The following is a 24,792-nucleotide window of genomic DNA, read 5'->3' as shown; positions in this document are numbered from 1 at the left end:
TCAATTTTATGAAGTTATAATGATGGTGCAGTCTGTTCTTGAAAAATATCGCTGGCTGGCAACATCTCCGGCCCGTTTTGCCTCGGTTGAGGTTCTGGATTCAGAGCATTTTTCTGTTGACGGTAAAGTCGTGGAGAAGGCGGCTTTGCCTCCCGAAGCATGCGGCAGCAATCCTGGTTCGCTGCGTACTCTGAATTTTCTTGCAGACAGGTGGAAATTTATACAACTGCAGCTTTTTAACCCTCTCATTTATTATGCTGCATTTGGCGATGATATTGTTTTTGACACTCTGGAGCTGTCTTTACGCTCACTGCTCGATATCGGGCAGTATCAGGGGGATATTGCTGTCTTTACAAATAGTGCCGGTGTTGCGCGTCTTGAACAGATGAAGCGGGAACTCCCTCTTACAGGTGATTTTTCTATAGAAGTGCTGGATGATTGTCACAGCGAGGTAGATTTTTACCTGTCCCGTTTCAGATTTTACGATCGGGCTTTTTTTCAGTCGCGGCAGCCGCTGTTGTATCTTGATGTCGATATCTTATGTAACAAACCGGTTGAATCACTTTTAGTTGATCTTGCATTTTCACCGGCGATTCATGTCGCACCTGAAGGCCGGCTGAATGAAGGGAATGATAATTCATCAGGTCACTGGTATGGCTGGCGCATGATGGAGGCTGATGGCATGGAGTTTGATCGCCATCAGAGAGGTTTTTCATCCGGATCAATAGGTTATGGTAATAGCTCTGTAGCATGTGAGTACGCCAGGCTGATTATGCAGGTCGCTCAGGCTTACCGGAAGGAGACGGGGCAGGACCGCCCGTTTATAGGTTATGACCAGTGCCTTGCTAATTATATTTTCCTGAAAGCAAATATCCGTCGCTTTGAACTGATCGGCCAGGCGGTCACGCTGCACAGAATAAAAGAAAATAATCTTGCATTATTTCCCTCTGAACGTCGTGGCTTCATTCATTTTCTTGCCGTACCTTTCCCGATTAAATTCGAGGCTATGAAAATATATAACCAGGATATGAGAAAAAAAATTCAGGAAGAAAGTTTGTAAAGTTTATATTTTTTTGTTACATAACAGGTGTTGTCTACCAGAAAAAAGTGCCTTTTCTCTAAAAGAGAATTTGGGAAAAAATAAAAAAAAGAGGCTTTTTATGGTTGTTTTTATTTCAGGCAGAACTGTAGTGGCCTGGTAAGTAAAAGCTGGTTTTCCCGCGGCTCCGGTTGCGGATGTTCTTGTTTTTACTGTGCCTTCCTTTCTTCAGAAGGCATGTTTGTTCTTATCTCACCTAAGTCGGAGGTCTGAGTATGTAGCAGGGCTGAGTGCTGGTTCTCTCAGTTATAAGACGATCAGTTTCTGATGGTCATACATAGCAACGCGTTTTTGAGTTTTTTTTCAAATTTTCAACGAAAAGAGGTTTCTTTTGTTCCCCCGTCTGTCAGTTTCTTTTTCGCGTTGTGTTACATACGTAATTTTTACGTTGTCGTTGTTTGCCGTTTCATCTTCATATGCTGCCGATGCCCTTCCTGATGCGGGTGGTACCCCTGCCACAAACTCCTCCATTGTCAGTAAGAAGGTTGTCGATCAGACGGTGAAACCCGACGAGGCACAGAAATATGCTTTGGGCGAGTTTCGTCTCAAACCAACGATTCCTGGCTTTTTGCGTTCACCTTATGGTCCTCCTTCTTTTGGTGCGCCTTACGGCACAACTCATGCCTTTGGTGACTGGTGGGGCGCGCAGCCCTGGCTTCAAAAGCATGGCATTTACTTTGCAGTGAATATTTATGAAGGCATTTCCGGTAACCCTGTCGGTGGTAAACGTCAGTCACATACTCTTGCCGGGCAGGTTGGTTCTACGCTTGATCTGCAATTTGAAAAATTGCTCAATGCCGGTGAATGGTCCCGTGACCTGTGGCTGCACATGCTGGTTGTGAATGGTAACGGGCAGAATCTCAGTCGCCTGATGGGGGATAATGGTAACCAGGTGCAGCAGATTTATGGTGCACGTGGTAACGTTGTTGCGCATCTGGTCTGGGCTTATTTTGAAAAATCGATGCTTGAGAACCGCCTTGATGTTTCTGTCGGCTGGATTCCACCAGGCACGTTCTTTAACAACTCTCCATGGGTCTGTAGCTTTATGAACGTCTGGCTGTGCGGTAACGTAACACCAGGTAAATATCTGAACGGTGGCCGTGACTGGCCTTCAGGTAATGCCGGCGGTGTTGTTCGTTATATGCCGCGTCCTGATGTTTATATTATGGGTGGCGCTTTTGCGGTTTCTCCTCATAGCTATAACGGTGGTATTTCCGGCTGGTCATGGGCACAGAGTGGGATTTCACAGGTTAGCACCGAATATGAAGTGGGCTGGATTCCTGAGTTTGGCCGTAATCATCTGATCGGCCATTACAAGGTTGGCGGTATGTATGATACGTCCCGCTATGAGCGCCTTTATGAAGGTTATACAAAAGGTACTAACCTCGGCGCCCCGACGCAGAACTTTCATGGTCGTCAGGAATCAATCTGGGTTATGGCTGACCAGATGCTGCTGCGTCATGGCAAGGGTGATTCGAATGGTCTGGTTCTGGCTGGTTATTATAACTGGGCCAGTGGTAAAACCTCTCAGATTAATAATCATCTTGTCGGTGCTATTCTTGATACCGGCTGGTACTGGCACAGGCCGCTTGATAGCTGGGGTATTAATGTGCAGTGGGCCTCATTCAGCCGCTCAGCTATCCGCGCTCAGGAGGTAGCCGCTGCAGCCGGTCAGGCGCTGCCTGGCTGGAATTTTGGCGCTCCCTACGGCATCCAGGGGCATGAGACGATTTATGAAGCGTTTTATACTTTCCATGTCCTGACCGGGTTTAACCTGCAGCCTGATTTTCAGTATGTGAATCATCTCGGTGGCTCCACACGCTACAAAGATGCTGCAGTTTTATCTCTGGCTATGACCCTCGCTCTCTGAGGGGCAGAGGCCTGGCGGGGGTGCGGTATGTTATTTTCTTTCTTGACGTGGAACATTTCAGGCCGCATTCCTCGCCATCATGCGTATTGCTGCTATTCTCCTCGCTGCCGGTTCCGGCAGCCGCTATACCGCTTCAGGCGGGTCCGAAACGCCTAAGCAGTATGTTCAGCTGGCCGGTGCTCCGGTCATCTGGCATGCCGCCAGGGCATTGTTGCCTCATGTGCACTGCCTTCTGCCTGTGGGTGACAAAGCCCGGCTGAGCGAAGTGCTCGACGGGCTTGATGTTCTCCCTCCTGTTGATGGTGGCGCAACCCGGCAGGCCAGCGTTCGTGCTGGTCTTGAGGCTCTTGCCGCTCTCCCGGCAGAGCAGCGTCCTGACGTCGTGCTGGTTCATGACGGGGCCCGTCCTTACGTTACAGAGACACTTATTCATACTGTTGTGCAGGCGCTGGCTGATAAACCCGGTGCAATACCTGCCGTGCCTGTTGCCGACACGCTGAAGCGCGAGCATGGCGGTCTGATTGCAGACACCGTGCCGCGGGAGCATTTATTTCGTGCTCAGACCCCGCAGGGCTTTCATTTTGAAACGTTTCTCGATCTGCACCGTGCCGCAGCCGGAACAGATGCCACCGATGATGCCAGGCTGCTTGAAGATGCCGGCCTGAAGGTTGCTCTGGTGCGTGGTGATGAAGATAATATCAAGCTGACATATAAGGATGATCTCATGCGTCTTGAACGACTGGTAGGCCAGACCCTTCTGCCGCGTGTGGGCATGGGTTACGATGTGCATGCTTTTGAAGAGGGTCGGCCTCTTATCCTGTGTGGTATTACTGTGCCACACACGAAAGGTCTTGCTGGCCATTCAGATGCTGATGTGGGCATTCATGCTTTGTGTGATGCTATTTATGGTGCCCTGGCTGAGGGTGATATTGGTCGTCATTTCCCACCTTCGCAGAATGAGTGGAAAGATGCTGACAGTGCACGCTTTTTAATTCATGCAGGGCAGCGTATCCGCGATCGTGGCGGCAGGCTGGTCAATGTTGACCTGACACTCATTTGTGAGCGCCCGAAAATTGGCCCGCATGCTGAGGCTATGAGGGCCAGGCTGGCAGAACTCCTTGAGGTTGAAGTCAGCCGCATATCAGTTAAGGCAACCACATCTGAACGTCTGGGTTTTACCGGTCGTGAAGAAGGTATTGCCTGCACCGCGGCGGTTTCTGTTCTTATTCCCGAATAAGATGTGTTAGGCTGGCCCCTGAGGCCGGTGGTAGACTAAGTTTGCAAGGCAGCAGCCCGATGTTACGTCCTATTGATCTTGGTGGTGTCCTTATTGAGACGCCGGTTATTCTGGCACCTATGTCTGGTGTGACAGATCTGCCGTTTCGTAAGCTGGCCCGTCAGCTTGGGGCAGGGCTGGTTGTTTCTGAAATGATTGCCTCGTGGGCAATGGTGCGTGAGAATGACAATACACTGCGTATGGCAGAGGTTGTTGAGTCAGGCGGTCCTAATGCTGTGCAGCTTGCCGGGTGTGACCCCGTTGCTATGGCCGAGGCCGCTCGTATTGCCGTAGGCCGTGGCGCTGATCTGATTGATATTAACTTTGGCTGCCCGGTAAAAAAGGTTGCTGTCGGGCAGATGGCTGGCTCAGCGCTGATGCGTGATGAGGCAGGGGCGGCGCGTCTGCTTGAGGCAACAGTTAAAGCTGTTAATGTGCCCGTAACCCTGAAGATGCGTATGGGCTGGGATCATCAGAGTCTCAATGCTCCCGTTCTGGGTCGTATCGCTCAGGAAGCAGGTATCAGAATGCTGACTGTGCATGGCCGCACACGTCAGCAGTTTTACAATGGGACAGCAGACTGGGCTTTTGTGCGTAAAGTTAAAGAGGCTGTTACACTCCCGGTTATTGTTAATGGTGATATTCTGACATCTGATGATGCCCGCGAAGCTATGGCTCAGTCAGGCGCAGATGGTGTGATGATCGGTCGTGGCTGTTATGGCCGCCCGTGGTTCCTGGCGCAGGTGGCGCACTCTCTGCGTTACGGGCAGGAGGTTGCAGACCCGACATTGCCGGCGGAAAAAGCTATTGTCCTTCAGCATTACAATATGATGCTTGAGCATTTTGGTGAACGTCCCGGGCTCAGGCTCGCGCGCAAACATGTCTCCTGGTATTCTGCAGGTCTGCGACACTCTGCCGGGTTCAGAGCAGCATTTAACCGTGTGGATAATGCACCTGAAGCTATTCGTATGATTACTGAATTTTATGATCATATGATTGACACTAATGCTGTCCGGGAGCCGAGAAGCTCACGTCATGCAGAGCTAACCACATGTGCTGCATAAGCATGATGCAGGCTGTGTGAACGGGAATGGCCGGAGACCAGATCAGAACGCCTGCTGAAGCTGCCTATCTTCTTGATGTTATGCCCGTTCCTTTGCTTGAGGTGGGAGCAGAGAACGAGATAGCGTTTGCTAACGCAGCAGCAGAAGAGTTTTTTGCAACCTCGCGTCGTCAGCTTTGTCAGCGGACGCTGCAGGAGCTGACAGGGCAGGATCATCCTCTGTTAGAACTCGTTGCAGCGTTACGCAGAGAGCATTGCAGAATTACTGAATATGACCTGACCTTTCACTCTCACCGTTTTCATTATGAAGGCGTTACAGTATTTGCTTCGGATGTGCCTGACCGTGAGGGTGCGGTAGTGCTGACGTTTCATACGTCTCCGATGGTGAGGAATCTCGATCAGCAAACGCTTTTGCGCTCGGCCGCCCGTAGTATTTCAGGGCTGGCAGATGTGCTGGTGCAGGAGGTACGTAATCCTCTTTCCGGGATCAGAGGAGCAGCCCAGCTTTTGTCAGAAAATGTTGCTGCAACAGATGTGAAGCTGACAAAGCTGATTTGCGATGATGTTGACCGGATTGACGCTCTTGTCGAGCGTTTGTCGGCATTTACTGAAACATCATCTGAATACCGGCTTGTTAATGTACATCGTATTCTTGAACATGTGCGACAGCTGGCAGTGAAAGATTTTGCGGCTGATATTATAATCTCAGAGCATTATGACCCGTCTTTGCCTTATGTCTGGGGAAGTCGTGATCAGTTTGAACGGATGTTTCTGAATCTTTTAAAAAATGCTGCTGAGTCTGTCAGGCGCAATAAGGGTGCCGGAAAAATTATTTTCGAGACACGCTATGAGCCCGGGGTCGGACGTATTTTGCCCGGCACGTCGCGCTGGCGGCATTTGCCCCTGGTGGTGAGTGTGTGTGATACGGGAGCCGGCGTTTGCGAGACAACGCGCAACCATTTATTTGAACCATTTTCAGATAAAGAGGCGGGTGATTACGGCTTACATCTGGCCTATGCCAGTAAGGTCACAGATGATCACGGGGGCATGATAGACGTAGAAAGTCGTCATAACTTCACAAAAATTAAAATCTACCTGCCTGCAGCTTCAGAGTCGCAAAAGTAGTTTTTTTTGCTATCGTGACGATGAAAATATAAAATACTGAGTGTCTGAACCTTTATGCCTTCTCTTCCCACCATTCTTATTGCAGATGATAACAGCTCAGTTCGTACCGTTCTGGGGCAGGCTCTGGGTCGGGCCGGATATCAGGTGCAGTTTTCCTCTGATACAACTCTTGTTCTGCAGTGGGCAGAGGACGGAGAGGGTGATCTTGTTATCGCTGATGTGACTTTGCCTGACGCGAGTGATCTGACGCTTCTGAAGCGTATCAGGGCCGCTCGCCCTGATCTGCCGCTTATCGCTATAGGCTCAAGCCAGTCGGCAATGACAGCCGTGCAGATGGCACAATGTGGTGTAGCTGATTATCTTGTTAAGCCTTTTGATCTTGAGCATATGCTTAAGGCAGTCAGGTCAGCACTTTTATTTCCGGCATTGTCGGCGGGTGATGTGTCGTCTGGCGATAATCTGCCCGAACAGAGACTAGTTGGAGAATCTGCAGCCATCAAAAATGTGCGTCAGATGATAAGCCGGCTTAAAATGTCAGGTCTGCCTGTTGTTATCACGGGTGAAAGCGGCACAGGTAAGGCGCTTCTGGCACGCCTGATGCATGATAACAGTGCGCGCAGAGATAAGCCGTTTGTCACGGTTAATAAAACAGCTTTATCTTTAGCCGGAAGCTCAGATCTCTGCAAAAGTGAGGATGGCGACTGGCGTGACTGCCTGAAACAGGCAACGGGTGGCACCTTATTTGTTGATGAAATCAGCGAAATTCCTTCAGAGTTTCAGCTTGGTCTTTTACAGTTTTTGCATGAGCAGGAAGCCGCATCGGCAGCGGGTTTATCCCATGCCGCTGGATATACTCAGGTTATTACAGCTACGCGTTATGATCTGCGTCAGGCTGTGCGAAGCGGCCTGTTTCGTGAGGATTTATATTACAGGCTTAATGTCGTTCCTGTTTATTTGCCGCCGTTGCGTGAACGAGCTGAAGATATAGCATCGCTTGTGGCGTATTTCTTTGTCCGTTATCAGTCGAAAAACCAGTCGTCTGAGCTCGATGCGCAGGCACTTGCGTGTTTGCAGGGGTTACACTGGCCTGGTAACGTGCGTGAGCTTGAAAATGTTGTCCGCCGTATTCTGACACTCTACCCGGATGATATGATTACCCGCGATATTGTTGAAGCGGCACTTTCAGAAACGCTGAATAATACCGGGGAAGAAATAAATGCATCTGATGATAATGGGTCATTTTCAGATGTCATTTCAGGTTATATCCTGCACTATCTGAAAGCTGAACGGGAGGGAGTGCCTGTGAATGACTTATATGCGCGGGTTATTTCAGAGGTAGAGAAGCCTCTTATTCAGCTGACATTAGCCGAAACGCGCGGTAATCAGATAAAGGCTGCTACAATGCTGGGGCTTAACCGCAATACACTGCGTAAAAAAATACGAGAGCTTGAAATCCCTGTTATCCGGTTTCCGGGCTGATACTCTCTGATGAAACAGTGGCTCTCTCATTGTCATGAATGGCTGCTTAAAACGCGCCTCATATGGCTTTTGCGCTCTCTTGAACGGAAAAGCGTTGCTCTGACGCTTGCAGCTCTGGCTCTTGTCCTGGGGCTTGCGACATTTGTGGTGCTGTCTGCGGGCATGTCCCTTGGGCACTATATGGTCATTGAGCCGCTTGTCGTTATTCTCAACGCTTTTGTTTTATGTCTGCTACTGGCGGCTTTACTGATGCGTGCCGGCCCCATGCTGATGGAACATCGCAAAGGGCTGGCAGGAGCGCGCCTGCATGTCAGGCTTGTAACGTTATTTGGTATTGTTGCGGTTGCACCAACACTGGTTGTCGGGATTTTTGCAACTTTATTTTTTCATTTTGGTATTCAGATCTGGTTTTCCGACCGTGTAAATACAGCACTGAATGAGGCTCTTGAAGTCTCGCGGGGCTACCTTAAAGAACATAATGCCAATATCCGCACCGATGCATTTTCTCTGGCAAACTATATTACCAGCGCACAAAATGAGCTGACTGCAAATGGTATGAACCTTTTGCAAAATAGCAGCGAACTGAGTGAGATGCTTGATAGTCAGGCCACAATTCGTGGTTTGACTGAAGCACTGGTTTATGACCCGATTACGAATAAGGTTGTGGCGGCAGGCGGGCTGATGAGCCGCACAGGATACCAGAAAGACCTTCCTCCGCCAGCTGCGACAGCGATGGCGCGGACCAGTGATGTGGCTATTCTCGATTCACCTGACCAGCGAACAGTCAGAGCTGTGGTTGAACTTTCGCAGACACCCGCTCTGATGCTTGTTATTACCCGCCTGGTGGATCCGAGTATTCTTGAGCATATGCACCGGACAGAAGGGGTGCTGGCTGACTACAGACGTCTTAATGCCAATAAAGCCAAAATTCAGCTGACATTTATTCTGATTTTTGCCCTCGTTGCATTACTTGTCCTGGCTGCTGCGGCCCTGATCGGCCTGGCTCTGGCGAATCAGATTGCCCGGCCACTGAGTTTACTGATTCTTGCCGCGAGAAGGATCAGTGAAGGTGATCTTGCCGTACATGTGCCTGAGGCAGACCGTGATGATGAGGTCAGCAGTCTTTCACGTGCGTTTAACCGCATGACAGAGCAGCTTGCCAGTCAGCGTGCTGAACTTATGGTAGCTTATGGTCAGATTAATGAACGGCGCCGCTTTACTGAAGCCGTTTTGTCCGGTGTGTCAGCCGGGGTGATCGGTCTTGATGTTGAACAGCGTATTGAGCTGCCTAACCGGGCGGCCAGCCTGTTGCTTGAAACAGATATGATGAATGCTATCGGAGAGCCGCTTTCGCTCCGTGTGCCTGAATTTTCTGAGATTTTATCAGAAGTGGGCAGTACGACAGAAAATGTCATTACCCGTGAGCTGCAAATCGGGCCGCCCGCTAAAAGGCGTACATTACTCGTACGGGTTGGCGCCGAGATGCGTGATCAGGTGGCAGAGGGTTACGTTATTACGTTTGATGATATTACAGCGCTTCAGCAGGCACAACGTAAAGCCGCCTGGGCGGATGTCGCAAGGCGTATCGCCCATGAAATCAAGAATCCCCTGACTCCTATTCAGCTCGCAGCTGAACGACTTAAGCGTCGTTTTCTGAAAGAAATTACATCTGACCCGGAGACATTTGCGCAATGTGCTGACACTATAGTGCGTCAGGTTGGTGATATCGGGCGGATGGTGGATGAGTTCTCGGCATTTGCACGTATGCCGCAGCCAGCCATGCGTGATGAGGATTTGTCGCGTATTATCCGTGAGGTTTTGATTCTTCAGCGTAATGCACATGTAGAAATCACCTACAATGTCACTTTGCCTGAGCGGGGGCCGGTTGTGCGCTGTGACCGCCGTCTGATCAGCCAGGCTTTGATTAACCTTTTACAGAATGCGGCAGATGCCATTGCCATGACGCCAAAACAAGGCGATGTTGATAATAATGAAGAAGACGAAGGTGGAGCAGGTGAGATATGTGTTGCTATCGAAATGAAAGCAGAAACGGTTGAGATTTTAGTGATAGATAATGGTGCGGGACTTCCCTCCGGCGACAGGGACCGTCTGACTGAGCCTTATGTAACTCATAAGGCCAAAGGGACGGGGCTGGGGCTGGCAATAGTCAAGAAAATTATGGAAGATCATGGAGGTCTTATACACCTTCAGGACCGAGCAGAGGGAAGAGGAACTGTGGCTACTCTGATTTTACCGGTGAAAGATTCTTATGGCTCATGAAATCCTGATTGTTGATGACGAACCCGATATCAGAATGCTGGTGGAGGGGATTCTTGAAGATGAAGGGTACACAACCCGGGTCGCAGGTAATTCTGATGCTGCCATTCAGGCTTTTCGTAGCCGCAGGCCAGCTCTGGTTATTCTGGATGTGTGGTTGCAGGGGTCAAAACTCGACGGGCTGGGCATTCTCAGTCTCTTACAGGCTGAAGATTCTTCAGTGCCGGTTATTATGATTTCTGGTCATGGCACCATTGAGACAGCCGTTGCAGCTCTTCAGCATGGTGCTTACGATTTTATAGAAAAACCTTTTCAGGCTGACCGTCTTCTGGTTGTTGTCCGGAGGGCTATCGAGGCTGCACGTCTTACCAAAGAGAATGAAGAGCTTCGTTTGCGTGCAGGGCAGGAAGCTGAGTTATTTGGCAACAGCGTTCTGATCGCGGCTATCAGAAGTCAGATTGAGCGTGTTGCGCCTACAGGCTCCAGAGTGTTGATTACGGGCGCCCCAGGTGCGGGCAAAGAGGTTGCCGCGCGTATGATCCACGCCCGTTCCCGGCGTGCTGATGGTCCGTTTATTGTGCTTAACTGCGCGACTATGGCGCCCGAACGTTTTGAGGGCGAGCTGTTTGGCATAGAAGGCGCAGCCGATGGTACCGGTCGGCGTATCGGTGTCCTTGAGCGCGCACATGGCGGTACTCTGCTGCTTGACGAGGTGGCAGATATGCCGCTCGAAACACAGGGTAAAATTGTCAGAGCCTTGCAGGATCAGACTTTTGAACGGGTTGGCGGTTCCACCCGGGTGAAAGTTGATATTCGTGTTCTCGCTACGACGAACCGTGACCTCCAGGCCGGCATTACAGCCGGGCGTTTTCGTGAGGACCTGTATTATCGTCTGGCTGTTGTGCCTTTGCGCATGCCGGCCCTGCGTGAGCGACGGGATGATATTCCCGGTCTGGCGATGCTTTTTCTGCACAGGGCTGCAGAGCTTGCAGGGCTGCCGCAGCGTGAGCTTTCTGCCGATGCTGTAGCTGCGTTACAGGCTTATGAGTGGCCGGGCAATATTCGTGAGCTGCGCAACCTGATGGAGCGTGTGCTGATCATGCTGCCGGGAAATACGACAGAGCCTATCCGTGCAGAAATGCTTCCCTCAACTGTGGGGGAGGGGGCGCCGGCTTTGCTAAAATTCGATGCCTCAGCAGATGTCATGAGCCTGCCGTTACGTGAGGCGCGTGATATGTTCGAGACACAGTACCTGCAGGCGCAGTTACTTCGTTTTGGGGGAAATATTAGTCGTACAGCGATTTTTGTTGGGATGGAGCGTAGTGCTTTACATCGCAAACTGAAACAACTTGGTGTAACATCAGAAGATCGTGGATCAGCATGAGAGCTGTCATGATAAAGAAAATGTTTCCAGGGTTATAATAAAAAAAGAGAACAGGGCCTCTGAAAATGGAAAAAGAAACTGGCTGCAATGTGCAGGATGCTTTTTTAAGTCAGATAAGGCGTTCACGCGCCTCTGTGACAATCTTTCTGGTGAATGGTGTCAAACTTCAGGGTAATATTACATGGTTTGACGAAACAACAGTTCTTCTGAAGCGTGATGATCAGACACAGCTGATCTATAAACATGCGATCAGCACAGTTATGCCCTCTGTGCCGGTAAATGTTTTTGAAACTGCAGAAGAACCCGTATCCTCTGATAAAGAAATGTTTTTGCGTGACGACTTCCTCTGAAACAAAACCCGCAGCCGTACGCGGCGCTGTTATTCTGCCCTGGCTGCGTGCCACTCAGGAGCAGGACGTCAGAGCCGCTGAAGCACGTCTCGATGAGGCTGTGGGGTTAGCTGCTTCTATTAACCTGGTTATTGTAAGGCAGGCGGTTTTACTGCTGCGCACCCGCAGAGCAGCGACTCTCCTGGGTGTTGGTCAGGTTGAATCTCTGAAAGAGGCAGTTAAGGCTGACCGTATTGATGTTGTGGTTATTGATGCCCGTCTCACACCAGGGCAGCAGCGTAACCTTGAGCGTGAATGTGGCTGTAAAGTTATTGACCGTACGGGTCTGATTCTTGATATTTTTGGTGCGAGAGCTGCAACAAAGGAAGGGACGCTTCAGGTCGAGCTGGCGCACCTTGAATACCAGCGCTCACGTCTTGTCAGGTTATGGACTCACCTTGAACGCCAGCGTGGTGGGTTTGGCTTTCTTGGTGGCCCTGGTGAGACACAGGTTGAAGCTGATCGTCGTATGATCGGTGACCGGATCGTCAGGCTAAAAAAAGAACTCGAGCAGGTACGCCGCACCCGGGGGCTGCACAGGCAGGCCCGCAAGAGAGTGCCATTTCCTGTTGTGGCTCTTGTCGGATATACGAACGCCGGTAAATCGACATTGTTTAATGCCCTGACCGGCGCCGCTGTTTATGCTCAGGACCAGTTGTTTGCAACGCTCGACCCGACGATGCGGGCGATTACCCTGCCGTCTGGCCGGCGTGTTATCCTGTCTGACACGGTGGGCTTTATTAGCGATCTTCCGACCGAGCTGATAGCTGCCTTTCGCGCAACACTGGAAGAAGTGTCTGAAGCTGATATTATTTTGCACGTACGTGATATCGCCCATCCGGACAGCTCTGCTCAGAAAAAAGACGTTTATGGCGTACTTAATGGTATGGCCCAGAGTGGGATGATAGAGCCCGACTGGAGCAATCGTACCATTGAGGTGATGAACAAAGCCGACCTTATGGGTGGGCCCGAGGCTTTTCCTGAAACAGAAGAGACGGTTGCGATTTCAGCCATAACGGGTGATGGCCTGCCACAGCTGATGGCACTGATCGACAGGCATATCACAACGGCTATGATCCTCGTGCGTTATGAGATCCCTCTGGCTGAAGGTGCTGCCTCTGCCTGGCTGTATCAGCATGGAGAGGTCACAGAACGTGAAGATGGTGAGGAACGTATGACACTGACCGTACGTTTACAGCCACAGGATCGCGCACGTTTTGAAATGCAGTTTCGTCACATTCTGGCTGAAGTGCCGTAGCCGGATCGTCAAAAGTGAGAATAGCTGTTGTCGGTGCCGGGGCGGTAGGATGTTATAGCGGTGCCCTCCTGGCGCGGGCAGGCTATGATGTGACGCTGGTCACCCGACCTGCACAGGCTGCTCTTATTCAGGCTCGTGGTATCTTGCTGGAAGAGGGTGGTAAAAAACACACTATCCGGCTTAAAGCGGTTTCTGACAGTCAGTGCCTTCCTGTAGCCGATCTGGTTCTGGTCAGTGTTAAGGCCGGAGATAATGCAGCTGCTGCACCGCTGGTGCTGAGCCTGCTCGGCAAGGATACTGTTATTCTGAGTATGCAGAATGGTGTCGATACTGCAGCGCAGCTGAGTGAACTGACTGGCCGCGAGGTTTTACCCTCTGCACTTTATATTGCTGTTGACAGGGTTGAACCTGGCCACGTTGTGCACCGTGGTGGTCATCATATTATGCTGGGAAGCGGCAAGGGGAGCAGGCTGGCAGCTGCGGCCTTAAACCGTGCAGCCCCCCTGAAGGCTGAGATATCGCAGGATATACCATCAGTATTATGGGAAAAGCTGACAGTAAACTGCGTATATAATGCCCTTTCGGCCATTACCCTGATGCCTTATGCGGCTTTTGGGGAAACAGACGGTGCGGGTGCTGTAATCCAGATGGTTCTGGAAGAATGCCGTGTTGTTGCCCAGGCCTGCGGAGTGACACTTCCTGCGGATATGACGCAGAGGCTCCACCAGATTATACAGTATATGCCCACACAGAAATCTTCAGCTGCACAGGATGTTATAAAAGGGCGGGCGACCGAAATTGAGTTTATTAATGGCTATATTGTGAGAAAAGCTGGTGAGTATGGTATTGCTGTACCGGTTAATTTTACACTTCTTGTTATTATCAGAATGATTGAAAAACGGCTGGCTCAGGAAAAACTGGTTTAGTCAAATTCTGCCGGCAGATCCGGGCAGGTATGAAAGCGGAAGAGTTTATTAATCTGTCCTGGCAGGACACGTCCTTCAGACAAATCTGCCGGAATTTCGTTTTGTGCAAAAAAGCGTATTTCACTGGTTTCTATGCTGGTTGCAGGCTGGCCACCAGTAATTTCTCCCAGAAAAAAAAGTTTGGTAATACTGAAGGGCTCAGGTGGCATATGCTGCTGCGTACCGCGGTCGAGTGCCATAACCAGTCTGGTTATTCTGACCTCATAACCTGTTTCTTCAAAGACCTCTTTTGCGGCATTCTGAGCAGGTGTGTAGTTTGTGTCGGCCCAGCCTCCGGGAATAGTCCAGCGGTTTTTATCGAGAATTTCGCGTACCATTAGTATACGCCCCTGCTCATCAAAAATACCCGCCCGCACTTCGAGTTTAGGCGTGGCATAACCCTGCTGACCTGCAAAAAGAGAGGCGATCTTTACTTCAGAGTCATCACAGCCTGTGGCCATGATATGTGCGGCAAGCTTACGTAAGGTTTCATATCGCTCGCGGTCAAACGGGTCTTTGGCATAAGTGAGGCCTGTCTGAGAAATAGCCTGAATATCACGCGCCCAGAGAAGCCATGCCGGTTCAGTCATTGTTTATTCTCCTTTTGCGGGCTGATTTATATAAAAAAACGGGGGAGCTTTCACTCCCCCGTCGCAGACTTATATCAAAGCCGCCGGATTATGCGTCAATCTTTGTCGCACTCTCATGGTTTATCAGCAGGCTGTCACCATTCGCTGAGACAGGAATAGTCTGTCCGTCATGAATGCTACCCTGAAGCAAAAGCTCAGCCAGAGGGTTTTGCAGGCTGCGCTGCACAACCCGTTTAAGCGGGCGCGCACCATAGACCGGGTCATACCCTTCGTTAGCCAGCCAGGCATGAGCCAGATTATCAAGAGACAGCGTTATTTTGCGGTCATCAAGCAGCTTTTGCAGGCGTGCAATCTGGATATCAACGATCTGAGCCATGTCTGCTTTTTGCAGACGTGAGAACAGAATAATCTCATCCAGACGGTTGAGGAACTCAGGGCGGAAGTGATCGCGTACAATCTTCATCACGCTGGCATGAACAAGGTCAGTTGATTCACCATCTGGCTGGTTTGCCAGCAGTTCAGACCCGAGATTGCTTGTCAGAATGATAATTGTATTACGGAAATCAACTGTGCGTCCCTGACCATCTGTCAGGCGGCCGTCGTCAAGCACCTGCAGCAGAATGTTAAAGACATCCTGATGAGCTTTTTCAACTTCGTCGAACAGAATAACCTGGTAAGGTCTGCGGCGCACAGCTTCTGTCAGCACACCACCTTCCTCATAGCCGATATATCCCGGAGGGGCACCGACCAGACGTGAGACAGCATGCTTTTCCATGAATTCGCTCATATCAATGCGAAGCAGAGCTTTTTCATCATCAAAGAGGAAGCGTGCCAGAGCTTTTGAAAGCTCGGTTTTGCCTACGCCGGTTGGCCCAAGGAACAAAAACGAACCGATGGGGCGGTTAGGGTCCTGCAGGCCTGCACGAGCACGCCGTACGGCATCAGAAACAGCTTTGAGAGCGGCTTCCTGACCGATAACAGAACGGCGCAGTTCATCTTCCATACGCAGCAATTTGGCACGTTCACCTTCAAGCATGCGATCAACAGGCACGCCAGTCCAGCGCGAGACAACAGCCGCCACGCTCTGGTCAGTAACAGCCTGCGAGACGAGATCGCTTTTGCTGCTTTCGGCTTCTTCCTGCTGGGCTGTGGCAATTTTTGCCTGAAGGTCAGGGATGACACCATACATCAGCTCAGAAGCTTTGCCGAGGTTGCCTGTGCGCTGTGCGACTTCAACGTCAGAGCGTGCCTGGTCAAGCTGCTCCTGCAGCTTCTGCACAGCCTGAACACGTTCTTTTTCTGCATGCCAGGTCGCGCTCATGGCATCTGACTGCTCTTCAAGTTCAGTCAGCTCCAGTTCAACAGCTTCAAGACGCTCTTTGCTGGCTGTATCATCCTCTTTACGCAAAGCTTCCCGCTCAATTTTGAGCTGGATGATACGACGGTCGAGTTCGTCAAGTTTCTCAGGTTTGCTGTCAATCTGCATCCGCAGACGGCTGGCAGCTTCATCAATCAGGTCAATTGCTTTATCTGGCAGAAAGCGGTCAGTGATATAGCGGTTTGACAGCGTTGCGGCAGAAACAATAGCCCCATCGGTTATCCTTACACCGTGATGGAGTTCGTATTTCTCTTTAATACCACGCAGAATAGAGATGGTATCAGCCACTGATGGCTCGCCCACAAAAACCGGCTGGAAGCGGCGGGCAAGTGCTGCATCTTTCTCAATATATTTGCGATATTCATCCAGTGTTGTCGCGCCGATACAATGCAGCGTGCCACGAGCCAGCTCAGGTTTGATCAGGTTCGAGGCATCCATTGCGCCATCGGTCCGCCCGGCGCCAACGAGAGTATGCATTTCGTCGATGAAGAGGATAACCTCGCCTTCGGCACTTTCAATTTCTTTCAGTACAGCTTTAAGGCGCTCTTCAAATTCACCACGAAATTTCGCGCCGGCAACCAGAGCACCGAGATCAAGCGAAAGCAGCTTTTTGTTTTTAAGGGCTTCAGGTACGTCACCATTGACGATACGCTGGGCAAGCCCTTCTACAATAGCTGTTTTACCAACGCCTGGCTCACCGATCAGAACCGGATTGTTTTTGCTGCGGCGGGCCAGAACCTGAATGGCGCGACGAATTTCTTCATCACGACCAATAACCGGGTCGAGTTTGCCTGCCTGTGCAACAGCAGTGACGTCACGTGCATATTTTTTAAGCGCATCAAAGCCGGCTTCAGCATTTTCGCTGGTTACGGTGCGCCCTTTGCGGATTGCCGCGACGGCACTTTCAAGCGCAGAGGCAGAGGCGCCGTGCTTTTGCAAAGCCCTGCCTGCGGCTGTATTCGATGCGGCAATGCTGACAAGGAGCCGGTCCTGGGCAACGAAGGAGTCTCCTGCTTTTGCAGCAGCCTGTTCAGCGTCATCAAGGAGGCGAATCAGGTCAGGTGTGGCCTGTGGCTGACCAGCCCCACCACCTTCTACACGAGGCAATTTTGCCAGGGCTTCGGTGTTCGAGGCTTTAATCTGTTCAGGGTTGCCGCCAGCAGCGCGGATAAGGGCAGAAGCTGCCCCTTCGTCGTCGTCAAGCATTGCTTTGAGCAGATGCTCAGGGGTCAGCTGCTGGTTAAAATCACGCAGAGCAATGGTCTGTGCAGCCTGCAAAAAGCCTTTTGACCGTTCAGTAAATTTTGCAATATCCATAATATTCCTCTTGTCCCTCTTATCTCAGGCAACTAAAGGCCGTTTCTCACCCCGGTAAGGCAGTGAGGGGATGAATGCTTCACCCATACTCAGAGATTGGCACCCTCATTTCAACAATCAAGAGCTGTAAGAACAAAATGTTAATATTTTATGCATTTATGTTAAAAAATATGAAACTGATTGATATTAATGTGTTGAATGAAATTATTTAATACTGCCACCCTGCTATACAGGCTGGAGGATGGCAGTATTAATGCGTTAAAAAATATTATTTTTTAACAACGGGCTGGCGCGTTTGTCTGAGGTTTTTAATGAAGTTATCATCAACGTTAAGATGCCCCTTAACCAGGTGAGGCGGGGTCAGAGCCAGCCAGTTATTGAGCGAAATATCTTTATATTTATCAGTGTGAAAGACATTGATGACGCGCAGAGGCTCATCGCCAATATTTTCAATATAATGCGCTAATGTTCTTGGCACATACCCGACATCACCAGGGACGAAGTCAAAGGTCCGGGCATTATTAACCGCATCAAATACCGTCATGCGCGCTTTGCCACTGATATAATATTGCAGCTCGTCAGCATCGGGGTGCCAGTGAACCTCGCGCAGAGCACCAGGATCGAGATCAATGAAAAGTGCAGCGAGGCTGGTAACATCGAAATTGCGTGAGTCGACAACCTGTGTTGCGCCACCTGGATAGGCAGTCGGTGGCACCTGAGAGGCACGGAAAACATATTTATCAGTATAGGTTACGGCGCCCAGTTCTTTACGCACCTGCTCAAGCGGCGGGGGAACAGGCTGACGGAAAATATATTTTTCGCTGGCAGGAATATTGTTAAATGCGGCTTCTGGCAGGCCAAAGTTTTTCGCCAGTACCTCGCGGGGAATGTGAGCAAACAGCTCGGTAACAAGCAGTGTCTGGTTTTCGGAGAAATTGCCATCATTGAAAACAAGAACGAACTCTGTGCCTTCTTCCAGCCCCTGAATAGCGTGAGGGAAGCCAGCCGGTGCAAACCACAGATCTCCGGGTTCAAGATCTTCAATCAGTGTCTGACGCTGGTCATCAATCAGGTAAAAACGCACTTTACCTTTCAGCACATAAGCCCACTCAGCTTCTTTATGCCAGTGCATTTCGCGTACAACGCCGGGGGGGAGGCGCATGTTGACGATAGCCAGCTCTTTAAGAGCACCCATTTCACGGCATGTGACTTCACGTGCCCATCCGCCATCTTCAAGGCGGTTATGTGCCATCGCGAAGGGGAATTTCAGGTTGGGCAGGCCTCCGTTATCGGTCGCAGGTGGCAGGAAAATATCCGGGTTCTGAAGTTCAACTTCCGGGTTGCGCGGGCCTGCAATATCAGCGCCTTTAGAACCTCTGACTGGTTGTTTGAGTTCTGTCATGAAGATAATCCTTTACGATGTGACCTGTAACGGGGTTACAGACCTGTTTTCAGGTGAGAAATGACAGGAAAAAGAGGCCTGATTATTTATACGAACGTGGCCCCTGACGTTGGATCTGAAGTTTTCCGACGATTTTTTGCTATGAGAGCAACTAAAAGAAGAGAAAACGTTGCGATAATTAAAGAAGCATTATCTTTAACTATTTTATCGATGTAGAAACCTAAAGCACCTCCGGAGGCAAATCCTAATAAAACAAAAAAGAAAATGCCTGACCACATCAGGTTGGATTCACCGTTGATGCCGTCTTTTTTGAAAAAACTTTGTGCCAGAAAATTAAAGGCCATCTGCACAACAAAGGTAACTGCGACGTTGCCGTAGAGCATGCCATGATCTTTATGAAAAGCATTGCCCTGCATACCGGCAACAAAGCTGATAGCCAGTGCCAGCACTTCAGGGCGAACAATACCATAAAAAGCTGTGGCGCTGATCAGTGCCAGCCCCAGGCACTCACACCATAGTACAATGATTGTGAAGTTACGCCCTTTTGAAAGAAGTGTCGTCATGACAACACCACAGAAGGCGGAGCCGAGACCAAAAGCAATAACAGAACCAAAGGCAAACCAGAAGGCAGACCAGTCACCCTGTACCAGGCGATACCCAACCTGCACGACGTTACCCGACTGCACGGTAGCAAAGGTCTGTGCATGGTAAAAAGTCCAGGCATTCATCAGACCTGCGCAGAATGCGAGTATAAAGCCTATCCCTCTGTCTTCCATGAGTGGATATTGGTTTTTTCTTAACGTTTCCTGAGAGGAGGCGGCAATCATATCAGTGCTCCAGAAAAGGCCATGAAGATAATCAGCCGCACGATGTAATTGTTTGGTTGCGGAGAATCTTACACTACTGAAAATGTTTGTTTATTGAAAGCCTGATTATATTTTGTCATAAAAATCTTTGTAATGTCAGATAATCTGAGTGTATTTTTTATGAATTTATAAGGGGTTTCTTAAAGGGGAATGTTGCAGAGTGGTATAGTGTCACTGTCAGAGCTGATGACATTCATCATGGATTTTCTTAACATAAATGGTGTTTTCTGATGCTGCCATATGAAGTGACTTCTAACAATTTATGCGAGAAAAAACTGGTTTGGTGAGCTATAAGCGCACTATTTTTTTCTGGTGAAATTTTTCAGGTCAGCACGATATAAAAGCGGCACCTGAGGGGAGCAGATAAACTTCCCTTCTGTCAGGTGCCTCATGCGTCAGATCATATTCTCAGTGATTTTCTTAACTGTTCAGCCGTAATGTGAAAAGCACTGTATCTTAACCCGGGGGCTGGGTAACAGGTGGCGGAGATTTATGCTCAGGGTCTGAAAATCTGGGGACCCGGCCGTGATGCCCAAAATTGACCAGGCGTGCTTCTGCCAGATGTATTTTGCCAAACAGATCAATACGTATCAGCAGCATCGCGCAGATTGCACCGATAAAAGGGGCGGTCAGATAGATCCAGAAATGATGCCATTGCCCGGAGGCCAGAGCTGGCGCGAAACTTCTGGCAAGGTTCGTACTGTTGCCAGAGAGCCAGGCGGTAACCGGGTTCATAAATAAAAAGAAAAAACCGGCAGCCCATGGTGAGAAATATTTAAGAGCCGGGTGCCCCAGAAGCCAGATGATCATAATGACCAGTAAAAAGGTTGTGCCAAATTCTGACATAAAGGGCCATAAAAGCGAGACATCAGGGTTAGGCATTGTAGCGGCAAAGCTAACACTTGCCATCGCTCTGTCCCAGAAGGGAAACAGCGCGCCGGCTCCCATAAGCAGCGCAATGCCCAAACAGGCCCCGATAAGCTGCGCCAGAATATAACCCAGTGTGTCGATCCATGTGAGGCGGCCATACATGTAAAATGCGAGCGAAACAGAAGGGTTAAGGTGTGCACCACTGACTTTGCCAAAGCGCGTATAAGCTGCAATGCCACCTGAAAGGCCAAAACACAGTCCGCATAATGCTGTTTGCAATACGGCATGGCTGGCCAGATGCTGGCCAAGGGGAATATGTGTTGAGAGAAGGAGCGTATTAGAGACAACACCGCAGATGATCAGAACCGCAGTGGCGAGGCTTTCACATCCATAAAGCTTCCAGTGCAGGGGGCGGTCAGGGCGTGGCTGCCCGGCCAGAGGACGATCTTCAGTATGTTTTTTAAAATGCAGAACAGACACAGTACCAGGGGTTCCTTTTGAAAAACTGTTTTACAACGGTTCTGCACAGGCCCGGTGAACGGCTGGTGAAGTATTGACTTTACGGAGGCAGGTGCAGCGGAGCTCCCGTTTAAAGGAAGCTCCTCTGTATTTTACGCAGCGTTCAGCTGTGCTTCAGCAAACTCATAGTTAGCAAGTTTGTCGAGGAAGTTTGTGATGTAGTCAGGACGACGATTGCGGAAGTCGAGGTAGTAAGCGTGCTCCCATACGTCGAGACCCAGCAGTACTTTACCGTGGCCTTCGGCCAGAGGGTTTGAGCCGTTAGCTGTTTTGGTTACAGCCAGCTTGCCGTCTTTACCCAGAACAAGCCATGCCCAGCCAGAACCGAACTGAGAAATAGCAGCCTGTTTGAACTGCTCACGAAAAGCTTCGTCGCTGCCAAAGTCGCTGGCAATTTTAGCAGCCAGTTTTGCAGGTACTTTGCCGCCGGCAGGAGAAAGGTTCTGCCAGAACAGGATGTGGTTCCAGTGCTGACCAGCATTGTTAAATACAGGAGCCTGTGCGGCATCGCCTTTAACAGCCAGGATGATTTCATCCAGAGACTTGCCTTTAAGTTCAGGCTTGGCTTCAACAAAGTTGTTGAGAGCTGTTACATATGCCTGGTGGTGCTTGCCATGATGCAGTTCAAGCGTTTCCTGGCACATGCCGCGAGCAGCAAGCGCATTTGGGGAATAAGGAAGAGCTGGCAGTTCGAAAGCCATTATTTTATACTCCGTCAAAATGAAGGACGGCGGAGTGCCGTGACTACAGAGCTATGAAGCTGAGGCTGACACGTCAAGGGACAGTCCTGGTTAGTGTGCCCCTCAGAACCCTGCCTCACACAGTTGTGCTTATGCTAAATACGGCATTTTCATTCGTTTCAGCGTATGTCACACAGCGTTGTCGAATATTATTTATTATCTTTTCATAATGACCTGTACCGGTCACAAAGCGTGGTGTGCGATCTATGCAGGGTGTTCAGACTTTTGAAAAATACGTTTTTAAAGCTGACCCGGATCGTGCCTTATGTGCAAGTTTTTTGCCGGAACCTGCCCGACAGAATATTTTTTTGCTCCTTGCGTTTCATGACGAAATAACCAGAGCCCTTGTGCCTGGTCGTTCAGCTACGATTGCAGGCCCGATGGCGGCCTATATCAGGTTGCAGTGGTGGCGCGACGTGCTTGAGGGCACCCGTCCGCCTGAGCACGAACTGGCTCCGCTGTTGCTCAGTGCTCTGCAGGCAAAAAAATTTCGCACCGAAACAGTTACGGACCTTCTGGAGGCAAGGGAAAGTGAACTGTCGGCAGAAGGGGATCCGTCATCCTGGGCTGCGATGATGCTCAAAGGCAGTGGTGGCCTTCAGCGCGCTGTGGGTGAGGCGCTGGGCATTACAGATGCAGAGACGCTCGACGGTCTTGCCGCATGTGGTGCAGCTTATGGTGCAGGGGCAATGCTTCGCCACTGGCCGGTGCTGCAAAAGGCGGGCGGGCGTTATCTTTTTCCTGGTGAGGCTGATGGGCTCAGGCAGGCAGGCTTTGTGTTTCTGGCTGAGGCAGAGCAGAAAATCGCGAAGGGGTCGCTTGCGGCAAAGGCTGCATTGCCAGCCGTGCTGGCGCGTCGTGACCTGCAGCGTGATAGTAATCAGGCCGGCCGCCCCAGAGGCCTTGGGGATAAATGCGCCGTTATTGCAGCCGGCCTGAAAACACGCTGGTCAGGCAACAAAACCTGACCAGCAGGATTATTAATGCCGTTCAGGCATCATTGGCCGTCATATGCTCCATAATGCCGATCAGAGCAGAATAGTCTGAATCAGGCGAAGCGCGTTTTGTCAGTGAGAGCTGTTGCGTAACAGCTGCCAGTGTTGGCACAGGCACAGCCTCGCGTGCAGCGGCATCCACAAACAGGCGCATATCCTTCTGCATCAGGCGGGCAGGGAACTGAGGTGAGAAGTCACCATTTTTGGCTGCGAGGATTTTGCGTTTGTGGTGCGGCGAAATAACGGCCACATTATCAAGCGCGTCAAACAGCATTGACCGGTCAAGGCCTGCTGCCAGCCCATAAGCAATACCCTCTGCAACGGCAGCAAGGCCTGCACCCATAATGGCGTTAATGACGAGTTTGAGGCGCGCACCACTGCCGGCGGGGCCGGCATGGATCGTAATTTTACCAATGATGTCAAAAACTGGTTTCGCACGGGCCAGTTCTTCGTCTGTACCACCGGCAAGAACAACAAGAGCGCCTTTATCAGCCTCGGGTGTGCTGCCTGAAACCGGGCAGTCTATGACAACCGCGCCACTTGCCTGGCCAGATTCGTACAATCTGGTTGTCGCTTCGGGAGAGACAGAACTCGTGTTAAGCAGTAATGCCCCTTTTTTAATACCGCTGAGTGCTCCGTTTTCTCCATACATAGAGGCGGCAAGAGCCTCATCGTCAGGTACGCACACTAAAACGATGTCAGCGTTACGGGCGACGTCTGCCGGAGCAGGTAAAAAAGAGACTGAGCCATCTCCCCCTTTGCCAGAGGGCGTGTAGGCAATAATGCCATATCCGGCCTGCTTAAGGTGAGCAGCCATACGGCAGGCCATTGCACCAAAGCCAATGAACCCAATAGTCTGAGAGTGTGCCATGCGCTGTGTTCCTTATCTTTATATGTCTTCACGAGCATTATGGTAATATGCGCCGGTATGCCCATAACTGACGACCGGGCGACTATCCAGCAGGGATAATGAACTATGACAGTCTATCGCTATCCACGACCAGCCCCTTCAGAGATCACTCCGCGTCATTTGTTTCTTTCTCGCAGAAAAATGATAGCCTCAGCAGCTATGGGCGTGGCAGCAGCCGGTGTGTCGCCTTATTCTGCTCTGGCAGCAGAGGCAGGGCGGATTGACGGGCGGGGCTGGCCTGCGCCTGATAAGCCGACATCGCTGAATGATATTACGCATTATAATAATTTTTACGAATTCGGGACGGATAAATCTGATCCTGAAGCTTTATCAGGTGATTTTGTTTCAAGGCCCTGGCGTGTGCAGGTTGACGGGCTGGTTGACCACCCGAAGGTGTGGGATATTGATGAACTGATCCGTCAGTTCGGGCAGCAGGACCGCCTGTATCGTATGCGCTGTGTTGAAGCCTGGTCGATGGTTATTCCGTGGAACGGGTTTGAGCTTGGTGCGCTGTTGCGTGCAGTCTCACCTAAAAGCGAAGCCCGTTACGTTGCGTTTACCTCTGTCGTCAGGCCTGAGCAGATGCCGGGGCAGAGAGGCGGGGCATTTTCTCTGACATGGCCGTATAGTGAGGGACTGCGGCTTGATGAAGCAATGCATCCGTTAACTATTCTGGCAACAGGTGTGTATGGGCAGACGATGCCAGCACAAAACGGCGCGCCTGTCAGGCTGGTGGTGCCATGGAAATATGGTTTTAAAGGCATCAAGTCGATTACGCGCATTACGCTCACCGATAAACAGCCGCCTGCAAGCTGGAACGTCATGGCCCCGAATGAATATGGATTTTATGCCAACGTGAACCCTGCTGTTGATCACCCGCGCTGGAGCCAGGCAAGTGAGCAGATTATTGGGCAGGGGAGTTTGTTTTATACAGCACGTAAACCCACTCAGCTTTTTAACGGATATGCAGAGCAGGTAAGCGGGCTTTATAAAGGCATGGATCTGAATAAGGATTTTTAG

20 protein-coding genes are annotated in these 24,792 nt (G+C 50.5%); 13 read left to right on the top strand and 7 right to left on the bottom strand.

What is annotated here, in order from left to right:
• The first annotated feature begins 19 nt into the window (after positions 1-19).
• The 11 genes from HK25_RS05490 to HK25_RS05440 all read left to right on the top strand — a co-directional run bounded on the left by HK25_RS05490 (position 20) and on the right by HK25_RS05440 (position 14,146).
• Positions 20-1,060, top strand: coding sequence for a hypothetical protein (locus HK25_RS05490; protein ID WP_086635567.1), 1,041 nt, complete (start codon positions 20-22; stop codon positions 1,058-1,060).
• 370 nt (positions 1,061-1,430) lie between these two features.
• Positions 1,431-2,969, top strand: coding sequence for a carbohydrate porin (locus HK25_RS05485; protein WP_086635566.1), 1,539 nt, complete (start codon positions 1,431-1,433; stop codon positions 2,967-2,969).
• 79 nt (positions 2,970-3,048) lie between these two features.
• The gene (locus tag HK25_RS05480; RefSeq protein ID WP_086635565.1) at positions 3,049-4,206 is read left to right on the top strand and encodes a bifunctional 2-C-methyl-D-erythritol 4-phosphate cytidylyltransferase/2-C-methyl-D-erythritol 2,4-cyclodiphosphate synthase; all 1,158 of its coding nucleotides are present in this window, start codon (positions 3,049-3,051) and stop codon (positions 4,204-4,206) included.
• A gap of 59 nt (positions 4,207-4,265) precedes the next feature.
• Entirely contained in the window at positions 4,266-5,309 is a 1,044-nt protein-coding gene (gene dusB / locus HK25_RS05475; RefSeq protein ID WP_086554905.1) for a tRNA dihydrouridine synthase DusB, read from the top strand.
• 26 nt (positions 5,310-5,335) lie between these two features.
• On the top strand, positions 5,336-6,433 hold the full coding sequence (locus HK25_RS05470) for a nitrogen regulation protein NR(II) (protein ID WP_086635564.1): 1,098 nt from the start codon (positions 5,336-5,338) through the stop codon (positions 6,431-6,433).
• A 54-nt stretch (positions 6,434-6,487) separates the two neighbouring features.
• Complete coding sequence (locus HK25_RS05465) at positions 6,488-7,912, top strand: sigma-54 dependent transcriptional regulator (RefSeq protein WP_086635563.1); 1,425 nt, start codon at positions 6,488-6,490, stop codon at positions 7,910-7,912.
• Positions 7,913-7,921: 9 nt separating this feature from the next.
• Positions 7,922-10,192 carry a PAS domain-containing sensor histidine kinase gene (locus HK25_RS05460; protein WP_086554908.1) on the top strand — a complete coding sequence of 757 codons (2,271 nt, stop codon included), beginning with the start codon at positions 7,922-7,924 and terminating at the stop codon, positions 10,190-10,192.
• On the top strand, positions 10,182-11,573 hold the full coding sequence (locus HK25_RS05455; RefSeq protein WP_086554909.1) for a sigma-54 dependent transcriptional regulator: 1,392 nt from the start codon (positions 10,182-10,184) through the stop codon (positions 11,571-11,573). Before HK25_RS05460 ends, HK25_RS05455 begins: the two co-directional genes overlap by 11 nt.
• 65 nt (positions 11,574-11,638) lie before the next feature.
• On the top strand, positions 11,639-11,923 hold the full coding sequence (hfq, locus tag HK25_RS05450) for an RNA chaperone Hfq (protein WP_086554910.1): 285 nt from the start codon (positions 11,639-11,641) through the stop codon (positions 11,921-11,923).
• Entirely contained in the window at positions 11,907-13,220 is a 1,314-nt protein-coding gene (gene hflX / locus HK25_RS05445) for a GTPase HflX (protein WP_233127709.1), read from the top strand. The genes hfq and hflX overlap by 17 nt, the downstream gene beginning before the upstream one ends.
• A gap of 14 nt (positions 13,221-13,234) precedes the next feature.
• A complete protein-coding gene (locus HK25_RS05440) occupies positions 13,235-14,146 on the top strand; it encodes a ketopantoate reductase family protein (protein WP_086635561.1) in 912 nt (303 codons plus the stop codon).
• On the opposite strand, the gene HK25_RS05435 is transcribed toward HK25_RS05440, so the two are convergent.
• The 6 genes from HK25_RS05435 to HK25_RS05410 form a co-directional block, all read right to left on the bottom strand.
• Positions 14,143-14,775 (bottom strand): NUDIX hydrolase, encoded by a 633-nt coding sequence (locus HK25_RS05435; RefSeq protein ID WP_086635560.1) that lies wholly within the window; start codon positions 14,773-14,775, stop codon positions 14,143-14,145. The genes HK25_RS05440 and HK25_RS05435 overlap by 4 nt on opposite strands.
• 88 nt (positions 14,776-14,863) lie before the next feature.
• A complete protein-coding gene (clpB, locus tag HK25_RS05430) occupies positions 14,864-17,470 on the bottom strand; it encodes an ATP-dependent chaperone ClpB (protein ID WP_086554914.1) in 2,607 nt (868 codons plus the stop codon).
• Between the two features lie 268 nt (positions 17,471-17,738).
• Entirely contained in the window at positions 17,739-18,872 is a 1,134-nt protein-coding gene (locus tag HK25_RS05425; protein WP_086554915.1) for a cupin domain-containing protein, read from the bottom strand.
• An 86-nt stretch (positions 18,873-18,958) separates the two neighbouring features.
• Complete coding sequence (locus HK25_RS05420) at positions 18,959-19,699, bottom strand: YoaK family protein (protein ID WP_086635559.1); 741 nt, start codon at positions 19,697-19,699, stop codon at positions 18,959-18,961.
• Between the two features lie 495 nt (positions 19,700-20,194).
• Complete coding sequence (locus tag HK25_RS05415) at positions 20,195-21,088, bottom strand: MIP/aquaporin family protein (RefSeq protein WP_086554917.1); 894 nt, start codon at positions 21,086-21,088, stop codon at positions 20,195-20,197.
• A gap of 131 nt (positions 21,089-21,219) precedes the next feature.
• A complete protein-coding gene (locus tag HK25_RS05410) occupies positions 21,220-21,828 on the bottom strand; it encodes a superoxide dismutase (protein ID WP_086554918.1) in 609 nt (202 codons plus the stop codon).
• Between the two features lie 245 nt (positions 21,829-22,073).
• On the opposite strand from HK25_RS05410, the gene HK25_RS05405 reads away from it, so the two are divergent.
• Positions 22,074-22,835: a squalene/phytoene synthase family protein gene (locus tag HK25_RS05405; protein ID WP_086635558.1), complete on the top strand. Its 762-nt coding sequence runs from the start codon at positions 22,074-22,076 to the stop codon at positions 22,833-22,835.
• A gap of 22 nt (positions 22,836-22,857) precedes the next feature.
• On the opposite strand, the gene HK25_RS05400 is transcribed toward HK25_RS05405, so the two are convergent.
• Positions 22,858-23,733, bottom strand: coding sequence for an NAD(P)-dependent oxidoreductase (locus HK25_RS05400; protein ID WP_086554920.1), 876 nt, complete (start codon positions 23,731-23,733; stop codon positions 22,858-22,860).
• Between the two features lie 105 nt (positions 23,734-23,838).
• Between HK25_RS05400 and msrP the strand changes: the two genes are divergently transcribed.
• Positions 23,839-24,792 (top strand): protein-methionine-sulfoxide reductase catalytic subunit MsrP, encoded by a 954-nt coding sequence (gene msrP, locus HK25_RS05395; RefSeq protein ID WP_086635557.1) that lies wholly within the window; start codon positions 23,839-23,841, stop codon positions 24,790-24,792.

Source organism: Acetobacter sp. DsW_059 (assembly GCF_002153695.1).
In the GTDB taxonomy this organism is placed as follows: Bacteria; Pseudomonadota; Alphaproteobacteria; order Acetobacterales; family Acetobacteraceae; genus Acetobacter; species Acetobacter thailandicus.
This window is presented reverse-complemented; position numbering and strand designations above follow the sequence as displayed.

What these genes read in the sequence shown, in the direction of transcription:
- HK25_RS05400 (WP_086554920.1), bottom strand. Translation starts at nt 23,733, where the DNA reads ATGGCACACTCTCAGACTATTGGGTTCATTGGCTTTGGTGCAATGGCC.
- hfq (WP_086554910.1), top strand. Translation starts at nt 11,639, where the DNA reads ATGGAAAAAGAAACTGGCTGCAATGTGCAGGATGCTTTTTTAAGTCAG.
- HK25_RS05460 (WP_086554908.1), top strand. Translation starts at nt 7,922, where the DNA reads ATGAAACAGTGGCTCTCTCATTGTCATGAATGGCTGCTTAAAACGCGC.
- msrP (WP_086635557.1), top strand. Translation starts at nt 23,839, where the DNA reads ATGACAGTCTATCGCTATCCACGACCAGCCCCTTCAGAGATCACTCCG.
- HK25_RS05465 (WP_086635563.1), top strand. Translation starts at nt 6,488, where the DNA reads ATGCCTTCTCTTCCCACCATTCTTATTGCAGATGATAACAGCTCAGTT.
- HK25_RS05420 (WP_086635559.1), bottom strand. Translation starts at nt 19,699, where the DNA reads ATGATTGCCGCCTCCTCTCAGGAAACGTTAAGAAAAAACCAATATCCA.
- HK25_RS05490 (WP_086635567.1), top strand. Translation starts at nt 20, where the DNA reads ATGATGGTGCAGTCTGTTCTTGAAAAATATCGCTGGCTGGCAACATCT.
- HK25_RS05435 (WP_086635560.1), bottom strand. Translation starts at nt 14,775, where the DNA reads ATGACTGAACCGGCATGGCTTCTCTGGGCGCGTGATATTCAGGCTATT.
- HK25_RS05405 (WP_086635558.1), top strand. Translation starts at nt 22,074, where the DNA reads ATGCAGGGTGTTCAGACTTTTGAAAAATACGTTTTTAAAGCTGACCCG.
- HK25_RS05410 (WP_086554918.1), bottom strand. Translation starts at nt 21,828, where the DNA reads ATGGCTTTCGAACTGCCAGCTCTTCCTTATTCCCCAAATGCGCTTGCT.
- HK25_RS05480 (WP_086635565.1), top strand. Translation starts at nt 3,049, where the DNA reads ATGCGTATTGCTGCTATTCTCCTCGCTGCCGGTTCCGGCAGCCGCTAT.
- HK25_RS05425 (WP_086554915.1), bottom strand. Translation starts at nt 18,872, where the DNA reads ATGACAGAACTCAAACAACCAGTCAGAGGTTCTAAAGGCGCTGATATT.
- HK25_RS05470 (WP_086635564.1), top strand. Translation starts at nt 5,336, where the DNA reads ATGGCCGGAGACCAGATCAGAACGCCTGCTGAAGCTGCCTATCTTCTT.
- dusB (WP_086554905.1), top strand. Translation starts at nt 4,266, where the DNA reads ATGTTACGTCCTATTGATCTTGGTGGTGTCCTTATTGAGACGCCGGTT.
- clpB (WP_086554914.1), bottom strand. Translation starts at nt 17,470, where the DNA reads ATGGATATTGCAAAATTTACTGAACGGTCAAAAGGCTTTTTGCAGGCT.
- HK25_RS05455 (WP_086554909.1), top strand. Translation starts at nt 10,182, where the DNA reads ATGGCTCATGAAATCCTGATTGTTGATGACGAACCCGATATCAGAATG.